The organism is Sediminimonas sp., from assembly GCF_024637375.1.
GTDB lineage: Bacteria > Pseudomonadota > Alphaproteobacteria > Rhodobacterales > Rhodobacteraceae > Sediminimonas.
The window spans coordinates 24,885-33,480 of the sequence record NZ_JAGXFK010000052.1; the positions used below are offsets into that span (position 1 = coordinate 24,885).

At 64.9% G+C, this 8,596-nt stretch carries 4 protein-coding genes, 1 tRNA gene and 4 pseudogenes; 8 read left to right on the top strand and 1 reads right to left on the bottom strand.

The features are described from left to right. The first annotated feature begins 73 nt into the window (after positions 1 to 73). The 4 genes from Q0L89_RS08685 to Q0L89_RS08700 all read left to right on the top strand — a co-directional run bounded on the left by Q0L89_RS08685 (position 74) and on the right by Q0L89_RS08700 (position 3,828). Complete coding sequence (locus tag Q0L89_RS08685; protein ID WP_296763885.1) at positions 74 to 844, top strand: TVP38/TMEM64 family protein; 771 nt, start codon at positions 74 to 76, stop codon at positions 842 to 844. Continuing rightward, positions 844 to 2,265, top strand: coding sequence for an FAD-dependent oxidoreductase (locus Q0L89_RS08690; protein ID WP_296763889.1), 1,422 nt, complete (start codon positions 844 to 846; stop codon positions 2,263 to 2,265). Before Q0L89_RS08685 ends, Q0L89_RS08690 begins: the two co-directional genes overlap by 1 nt. 29 nt (positions 2,266 to 2,294) lie before the next feature. Further along, entirely contained in the window at positions 2,295 to 3,665 is a 1,371-nt protein-coding gene (locus Q0L89_RS08695) for a HAMP domain-containing sensor histidine kinase (RefSeq protein ID WP_296763892.1), read from the top strand. A gap of 86 nt (positions 3,666 to 3,751) precedes the next feature. Continuing rightward, positions 3,752 to 3,828: transfer RNA gene (locus tag Q0L89_RS08700), tRNA-Arg, on the top strand. Positions 3,829 to 3,867: 39 nt separating this feature from the next. On the opposite strand, the pseudogene Q0L89_RS08705 reads toward Q0L89_RS08700, so the two are convergent. Beyond that, positions 3,868 to 4,086: pseudogene (locus Q0L89_RS08705) on the bottom strand (site-specific integrase); the annotation flags it as partial. 14 nt (positions 4,087 to 4,100) lie between these two features. Between Q0L89_RS08705 and Q0L89_RS08710 the strand changes: the two are divergent. The 4 genes and pseudogenes from Q0L89_RS08710 to Q0L89_RS08725 form a co-directional block, all read left to right on the top strand. Beyond that, positions 4,101 to 4,387 (top strand): annotated as a pseudogene (locus Q0L89_RS08710) (transposase); the annotation flags it as partial. Next, positions 4,387 to 4,653: pseudogene (locus Q0L89_RS08715) on the top strand (integrase core domain-containing protein); the annotation flags it as partial. The pseudogenes Q0L89_RS08710 and Q0L89_RS08715, both read left to right, overlap by 1 nt. 42 nt (positions 4,654 to 4,695) lie before the next feature. Beyond that, positions 4,696 to 4,830, top strand: a pseudogene (locus Q0L89_RS08720) (IS110 family transposase); the annotation flags it as partial. A gap of 337 nt (positions 4,831 to 5,167) precedes the next feature. Beyond that, a complete protein-coding gene (locus Q0L89_RS08725) occupies positions 5,168 to 7,852 on the top strand; it encodes a cation-transporting P-type ATPase (RefSeq protein ID WP_296763896.1) in 2,685 nt (894 codons plus the stop codon). The last annotated feature ends 744 nt before the right edge of the window (positions 7,853 to 8,596 follow it).

Sequence of the window (8,596 nt, forward strand, 5' to 3'; positions counted from 1 at the left end):
CTATCAACGCGGTGCGAAACACCGCATGTTCACTCGGAACGAAGGAATGCGCAGAAACGGGGTATCCGCACTCATGGCCGACCGCAGCAACACGCCCCTTGCCTCGCCCGAGAGACGGGCCATCAATCGCGCCGCGCGGCCTGGCCCTTGGCGCCGATTGCCGCTGCTCGTCGTGCTGGCCGTGGCCGCGGTGGGCACGTTCCTGCTGCGCGATCACGTCACCTTTGACGCGCTGCGCGATAATCGCGAGGCGTTGCTGGCCTTCCGTGATGCACATTACGCGCTGACGGTGCTGGCCTTCATGGCGACCTATGTCGTGATCGTGGCCTTCTCATTGCCGGGTGCGACGGTGGCCACGCTCACCGGCGGCTTCCTGTTCTCGACATTTCCGGGGGTGCTGTTCAACGTGGGCGCGGCGACGCTGGGCGCGATCGGTATCTACCTGGCCGCCCGCTGGGGGCTGGGCGACCGGCTGGCGGCGCGGATGGACGCAGGCGCCGGCACGATCAAGCGCATGAAGGACGGCATCGACAAGAACCAGTGGTCGATGCTGTTCCTGATCCGGCTGGTGCCGGCGGTGCCGTTTTTTGTCGCCAACATCGTCCCGGCGCTGGTCGGGGTCGGGCTGTGGCGCTTTGCCATATCCACATTTCTGGGCATCATTCCCGGCGCTCTGGTCTATACGTCGGTGGGGGCGGGCCTGGGCAAGGTGTTTGCCCGTGGCGAAACGCCTGACATGGGGGTGATCTTCGAGCCCCATATCCTGTTGCCGATCCTGGGGCTGTGCGCATTGGCGGCGCTGCCGATCGTGCTGAGGGCCGTGCGCGGGCGAAAGGGACTGTAATGACGCAGATCAAGACGGATCTTCTGGTCATCGGTGCGGGCTCGGGCGGGCTGTCGGTTGCCGCGGGGGCGGCGCAGATGGGCGCCGGTGTCACCTTGCTGGAGGGCGGCGAGATGGGGGGCGACTGCCTCAACTACGGCTGCGTTCCCTCCAAGGCGCTGCTCGCCGCCGGGCACGCCGCGCATGCCATGCGGGCCGGCGCCGCGATGGGGGTCACGCCGGTCGCGCCGCAGGTGGATTACGCCGCCGCCAAGGATTACGTCGCCGGCGTCATCGACACTATCGCGCCCAACGACAGCCAGGAGCGGTTCGAGGGCCTTGGCGTGCGCGTGATCCGCGACTGGGGTCGCTTCATCGGGCCGCGCACGGTGCAGGCGGGCGAACAGGTGATCAACGCCCGCCGCATTGTCGTCGCCACCGGATCGTCGCCGCTGGTGCCGCCGATCCCGGGGCTTGACGGCGTGCCCTACCTGACCAACGAGACGCTGTTCGAGCTGCGCGAGCGGCCCGCGCACCTGCTGGTCGTCGGCGGCGGGCCGATCGGCATGGAGATGGCGCAGGCGCATCGCCGGCTGGGTTGCGAGGTAACGGTGATCGAAGGGCTCAAGGCGCTCGGCAAGGACGACCCGGAACTGGCCGCGATGGTGCTGGAGCGCCTGCGCGGTGAAGGCATCGATGTGGCGGAGGACGCCATGGTCGAGGAAATCCGCGGCAAGGCCGGCGCGATCGAGGTCGCAGCCAAGGATGGAAGGGTGTTCAGGGGCTCGCACCTGTTGATGGCCGTGGGCCGGCGCCCCAACATCGACAAGCTCGACCTCGACAAGGCGGGCATCGCGACGACGCGCGCCGGCATCAAGGTTGACGCCCGGCTGCGCAGCACCACCAACGCCCGCGTCTTTGCCATCGGCGACGTCGCCGGCGGGTTGCAGTTCACCCACATGGCAAACTACCACGCCGGGCTGGTGATCCGGCAGGCGTTGCTGGCACTTCCGGCGCGCGAAAGCACCGCGCACATCCCCTGGGCCACCTACACCGACCCGGAACTGGCGCAGGTCGGCCTGACCGAGGCACAGGCGCGCGAGAAATACGGCGCAGGGTTGGAAGTGGTGCGCTTCGACTATGCCGAGAACGACCGCGCCACCGCCATCGGGCAGCGTGACGGCCGGATCAAGGTAATGGTGATGCGCGGCCGCCCCGTGGGCGTGGGCATCGCTGGCCACCAGGCGGGCGAGTTGGTGGCGCTGTGGTCGATGGCCATCGCAAACCGCATGAAGATGTCGCGAATCGCCGCCATGGTCGCGCCCTACCCGACCATCGCCGAAATCAACAAGCGCGCCGCAGGGGCCTATTTCTCGCCCCGGCTGTTTGATAACCCCAGCCTCAAGCGCGTCGTGCGGCTGGTGCAACGCTGGTTGCCTTGAACGCGGACGCGCGCAAAGCGGGAGGCAGGATGCTCAACACGCTTTCAGGCCGGTTTCTTGTTCTGACGGTCATCTTCGTGATGCTGGCCGAGGTGTTCATCTTCGTGCCCTCGGTGGCGCGGTTCCGTGAGGATTACCTTCTGTCGCGGCTGGAACGCGCGCAGATCGCGTCGCTGGCGCTGCTGGCCGACGACATGATCTCGTCCGACCTGGAAGAGGAACTGCTGCGCAACGCCGAGGTGTTCAACGTCGTCCTGCGCCGCGACGAGGCGCGCCAACTGATGCTGTCTTCACCGATGCCGCGCCCGGTGGAGCAAACCTTCGACCTGCGCGAGGCGGGGCCCTGGACCCTGATCCGCGACGCCGTGGCCTGCCTGTTCGATCCCGAACCGCGCGTGGTCCGGGTGATCGGCTACCCCGTGCGCGAGGGGGGCAGTCTGATCGAAGTCACGATGGAGGCCCTGCCGCTTCGATCGGCGATGATCGACTACGGCCTGCGCATCCTGGTGCTGGCCGGCGTCATTTCCGTGGTCACGGCGGGATTGCTGTTCATCGCGGTCAGCCGCTTGCTGGTGATGCCGATTCACCGCGTCACCAGCGCCATGATCAGCTATGCCGAGAACCCCGAAGATCCGCGCCGCATCATCACCCCCAGTTCCGGTATCACCGAGCTGCGCGAGGCCGAAGACGCATTGCACGGGTTGCAAACCGAACTGACCGGGGCGCTGAAACAGAAGGAGAGGCTGGCGCAACTGGGCAGCGCCGTGGCCAAGATCAGCCACGATCTGCGCAACATCCTGACCAGCGCGCAACTGTTCACCGACCGGATCGAGGCATCGGAAGACCCGGGCGTGAAGCGGCTGGCGCCTAAGTTGGTCGGCTCGATCAGCCGCGCGATGCACCTGTGCGAGTCGACCCTGGCCTTCGGCAAGGCCGAGGAGGCACCGCCGCGGTTGTCGCGGCTGGCCCTGGGAGAGGTGGTCGAGGATGTGCTCGACAGCGAGCGGCTGTCGCTGGGCGACGAGGACATCAGCCTGAGCGCCGACATCCCCGCCACGATGGTGGTGCGTGCCGATGCCGAGCAGTTGCACCGGGTGCTGTCGAACCTCGTGCGCAATGCCCGCCAGGCCATCGCGCAGACCGGTAAGCCCGGCGAGATAGCCGTGTCCGCCGACGAGGACAGCGAAAGCTGGATCATCCATGTCACCGATACCGGGCCGGGCCTGCCGCCCAAGGCGCGTGAAAACCTCTTCACCCCGTTCCAGGGCGGTGCACGCAAGGGCGGTACCGGTCTGGGCCTTGTCATCGCGCAGGAATTGGTGCGCGGCCACGGCGGCACGCTGAAGCTTGAGCGCAGCGACGAAAACGGCACCGCCTTCGCCCTGTGCCTGCCGAAATAGACCGCGGCGCCAGCCGGACCGGGGCGGGAATTTCGGGCAAATACCCCTTGCAATGAGAAATGCCAGAGTCTACACCCCGCCCTCACGGACCGATAGCTCAGCTGGATAGAGTACCTGACTACGAATCAGGGGGTCGGGGGTTCGAATCCTCCTCGGTCCGCCACCTCACCCTCTTGAATACTGTTTTCATTATTTTTTCTGCTCATTTTGTCGAACCGTTGCTGTTGGGTTCGTCAATTCCCGAACCCGTTTCGTTCCGTATCAGCTTCGCAAGGCCCTGATCAGCCATGAGGCCGCGCCGGGCCTTGCTAGCGTATATCTGAACCATCTGCGGCGACGAGTGACCCGTCCAAGCCATGATCTCGCGCTCTGATGCCCCTGCCTCAGCCAAACGCGTAGCACAAGCCTTCCTCAGCCCGTGAGACGTGCAGTCGGGTGTTCGAAGCTACTATCATCGGCATCGATTTGGCAAAGCGGGTCTTCCAGCTGCATGCGGCGCGCAACGACGGATCGGTCGTATTCCGCAAGAAACTTTCGCGCACTCAGTTCGTGGCCTTCGTGGCGCAGCACTCAAGGTGCGTCATCGCCATGGAGGCCTGCGCGACGGCGCACGGCTGGGGTCGCGAGTTCGAGAAGCTGGGCATGAAGCCTGCCTGATCCCGCCGATCTATGTGAAGCCGTTCGTCAAGCGCCAGAAGAACGATGCGGCGGATGCCGACGCGAGGCGAAGGTCGGGGCCACGGTCGGCAGCGTGGGCGACAGTTATGACAACGCTCTCGCCGAGACCATCAACGGCTTGTACAAGGCCGAGGTCATCGAGCACGAGGGTCCGTGGAGCGGCAAGAAAGACGTCGAGTTCGCGACGGTGGGCTGGGTACATTGGTACAATGAAAAACGCCTATACGGCCCGCTCCGATGTATCTCACCCGCAACGGCAGAAAGGAACTTCCACAACGCAGAACTCACGGCTAAGATCGCCGCTGAGTGACGAACTCCAACGTCTCCGGTAAACCCGGTCTGGTTCAACGACTGGCTCAAGCGCCTGCTGGCCCGCAAGCTTCGTATGGTCGCCGCGATTGCGCTGGCGAACAAGATGGCGCGCGCCCTTTGGGCCATGCTGACGAAACAGGAAGACTACCGGAACCCGGCGGCGATGATGGCGTGAGCACACGGCGCTTGCCATCCCCCACGGAACTTGTGCAAAAAAGCCGGTTGGCGAGCGGGAAGTCTGACGGCGGCACACTGTCGAGGGGCTGGCGCATCATGAAACCGGTCCGGCCCGCATTCTGCCGTCGCAGACCGCGCTGGTTCGACGTGGCACCATCCTGTCTGGTCCGAACGCGGTAAGTCCTGACCGCCATAGCCGCTCGCCCGGGTTTCGCTCTCATTGGCGGCATTGACAGTGATCTGTGTCAAATCATCGTAATCAACCGTTATGTATGGTCGATTTGGTGGTGTCGCAGCCCGGCCGCCAGATAATCGGTCAAATTCCAGGGAGCCCCATGTACGACAGGACATTCGAGAGCGCGCTTGAAGAGCTTGGCACAACGACGGCAGGGTTGAGCGGCGAAGAGGCGGCCAGCAGGCTGGTCCGGCATGGGCCAAACCGCTTGCCGGAGCCGCGCAGACGCAACCCGGCCCTGCGCTTCCTCGCACATTTCCACAACGTCCTGATCTATGTTCTGATCGTCTCGGCAGGGGTCACGGCGGCGCTCGCGCATTGGGTTGATACATCCGTGATCCTCGCCGTTGTCTTCGCCAACGCAGTGATCGGTTTCTTGCAAGAGGGCCGCGCAGAGCAGGCGATGGCGGCGCTTCGCGATATGCTGGCCCCACGGTCCGCAGTACTTCGCGATGGGACGCGCGTCAGCGTTGATGCCGCTGATCTGGTGCCGGGCGACATCGTTCTGGTCGAGGCGGGCGACCGCGTGCCCGCTGACCTGCGGCTGATCCTCGCCAGCGGCCTCAAGGCCGAGGAAGCAATCCTTACCGGTGAGTCCGTGCCGGTGGACAAGGGCACCGCGCCGGTGGACACGGATGCCCCGCTTGGCGATCAGGGCTCGATGCTGTTTTCCGGCACGCTTGTCGCTGCGGGCACAGGGCGCGGTGTGGTTACGGCCACAGGTACACGGACGCAAATCGGGCACATCAGCGGCATGCTGAGTGGGGTCAAGGTACTGACCACGCCGCTGGTAGCGCAAATTGACCGTTTCGCGCGGTGGCTGACGGTTTTCATCCTGATCGTCGCCGGAACCTTGTTGAGTTACGGCTATTTTGTGGGTCACATGGGCTTTGCCGATTTGTTCATGGCTGTGGTCGGTCTGTCGGTCGCGGCCATCCCCGAGGGCCTGCCGGCGGTGCTCACCATAACGCTGGCTGTCGGCGTGCAGGCCATGGCCCGCCGCAACGCCATCGTCCGCCGCCTGCCGGCGATCGAGACGCTGGGCTCCGTCTCGGTGATCTGCACCGACAAGACCGGCACTCTCACCCGCAACGAGATGATGGCCGCAACGCTGGCCACTGCCGACCACGTCCACAAGGTGACAGGCCAGGGTTATGCGCCCGAGGGCGTGCTGAGCACGCCCGGTGAGGGCGAGGAACCGGCCGCAATCGTGCAGGAGGTTGCCCGCGTGGCGGCACGGTGCAACGATGCGATGCTGCGCGGCGCGGAGAGCGGCTGGCGCGTGGAGGGCGACCCGATGGAAGGCGCGCTCTTGGCGCTTGCGGGCAAGATCACCAGCGACGGAGCCACGCCCTTCGGCGACTGGACGCGCCGCGATACCATTCCCTTCGATGCCATGCACCGCTACATGGCGACGCTCGACCATGACGGCGCAGGGCGCGCTTGCATCCACGTCAAGGGGGCTCCCGAGGCAGTGCTCGCGCTGTGCAGCAGCCAGCGCACACGGGAGAACGGGACGGCACAACTGGATGCCGATCATTGGCAACGCGCGGTCGAGACGCTCGCCGCCGGGGGACAGAGGGTGATCGCCCTGGCCACGCGCGAGGTGGACCCGCAGCAAGGCTCTCTCAGCCCCGACGACCTGACCGGGAAACTCACCGTTGTCGCCCTTGTCGGCCTCATCGACCCGCCCCGCGCCGAAGCGATCGCAGCGGTGGCCGAGTGTCACGCCGCCGGCATCCGCGTAAAGATGATCACCGGCGATCACGGCGCCACCGCGCGCGCCATCGCCGGACAGATCGGGTTGCGAAACCACGACCGCGTGCTGACCGGCGCGGAACTCGAGGCGATGGACGATGCGGCCCTCGCTGACGCGGCGGCGAATACCGACATTTTCGCCCGCACCTCGCCCGCGGACAAGCTCAGGCTGGTCACCGCGCTGCAATCGCGCGGGCTGACGGTGGCGATGACCGGCGACGGGGTCAACGATGCCCCCGCGCTCAAGCGCGCGGACGCGGGCATCGCGATGGGGCTAAAGGGTAGCGCAGCGGCCAAGGAGGCCGCCGAACTGGTGCTTGCAGACGACAATTTCGCCTCTATTGCCGCGGCGGTGCGCGAGGGGCGCACCGTTTATGACAACATCAAGAAGGTCATAAGCTGGACGCTGCCCACCAACGCAGGCGAGGCGATGACCATCATTGTCGCCCTCTTTGCAGGCATGTCACTGCCGATCACGGCGGTGCAGATCCTGTGGATCAACCTGATCACGGCCGTCACCCTGGGCCTCGCGCTCGCATTCGAGCCGCCCGAGCCAGGCACCATGCGCCGGCCACCACGCCCGCGGGGCGAGCCATTACTTTCGGGCGGGCTTGCATGGCATCTCGTACTTGTCTCGACGCTATTCCTGATGGCGATCTTCGGAATGTATTTCTACGCCATCGACAAGGGCTATCCCGTCGCGCTTGCCCAGACGATCGCGATGAACACGCTTGTGGTTCTCGAGATCTTCCACCTCTTCTTCATCCGCAACATTCACGGCACCTCGCTCACATGGGCAGCGGCCCGCGGAACACGCATCGTTTGGGCTTGCGTGATCGCCGTAACGGGCGCGCAATTTGCAATCACCTATCTCCCGCCCCTTCAACGGATTTTCGGAACCGAGGCGGTGCCCCTAGCCGAGGGCGCCCTGATCGTCCTGATCGGTGTCGCGTTCTTTGCTCTTATCGAGACGGAAAAACAGATGCGGCTTTCATTCCAGCCCCGCAAGACAATTCAAGAACGCTGAGGCGCATTGTGCCACAACAGGCTGTTCTGCCGCCCTTGTTCCAAAGGGGTGTGAATCAGCGTCCGCACAGTCGCTAACTATCGGTTTTGCAACAGAATTTGCAGAAAGCGGGATTTGCAAACTCGAGGTCACGGTGTCCTGCACCGACGTGCCCCGACTGCTGACGCTTACTGTTATTCCGCCGCTCTCGCGGCAAGTGGTCACCACCTGACAAAAAGTTCCCAGTCTGCTTCCGGTGTGCCCGCGGTTATCCGGGGCGAAGTTCGAGAGGCCGCAATGCGGGACGAAGCGGGCGCTCGTTTTGCACCCCCAGCGCGGAATCAAGGCGCGGAACGCGCCGCCGCGCAGCGCCCGACCGCCCCCTCGGGCGGGCGCTTTTGCGGGCGTATCAAGCTGATGATAGCAAAGAGGTATTTGGCGAACATAAAGCGCGATCCACATTCGTTGCTACGCCCACCCGGCGGTCGGGCACCGCGCGGCACCTCAGCCGGTCGCCCAAAGTCCGAAACAGGCCACGCGCTGCCAATACCGCGCCGGCCTGATCCGGCGCAAAGGGCTCGAACCCGTCATCTGACCATCTCGCTCAAGGATGCCGGACGAGTGTCCGATACCCTGCTTCCATAGGGTATCTTGTGTCACACCTGTGTGCCACATCACTCGAATGTTCAGCCAACATGTTGATCTGTATGGGGTTGGTGGAGCCTAGGGGGATCGAACCCCTGACCTCTTGCATGCCATGCAAGC

What these genes read in the sequence shown, in the direction of transcription:
- Q0L89_RS08725 (WP_296763896.1), top strand. Translation starts at nt 5,168, where the DNA reads ATGTACGACAGGACATTCGAGAGCGCGCTTGAAGAGCTTGGCACAACG.
- Q0L89_RS08690 (WP_296763889.1), top strand. Translation starts at nt 844, where the DNA reads ATGACGCAGATCAAGACGGATCTTCTGGTCATCGGTGCGGGCTCGGGC.
- Q0L89_RS08695 (WP_296763892.1), top strand. Translation starts at nt 2,295, where the DNA reads ATGCTCAACACGCTTTCAGGCCGGTTTCTTGTTCTGACGGTCATCTTC.
- Q0L89_RS08685 (WP_296763885.1), top strand. Translation starts at nt 74, where the DNA reads ATGGCCGACCGCAGCAACACGCCCCTTGCCTCGCCCGAGAGACGGGCC.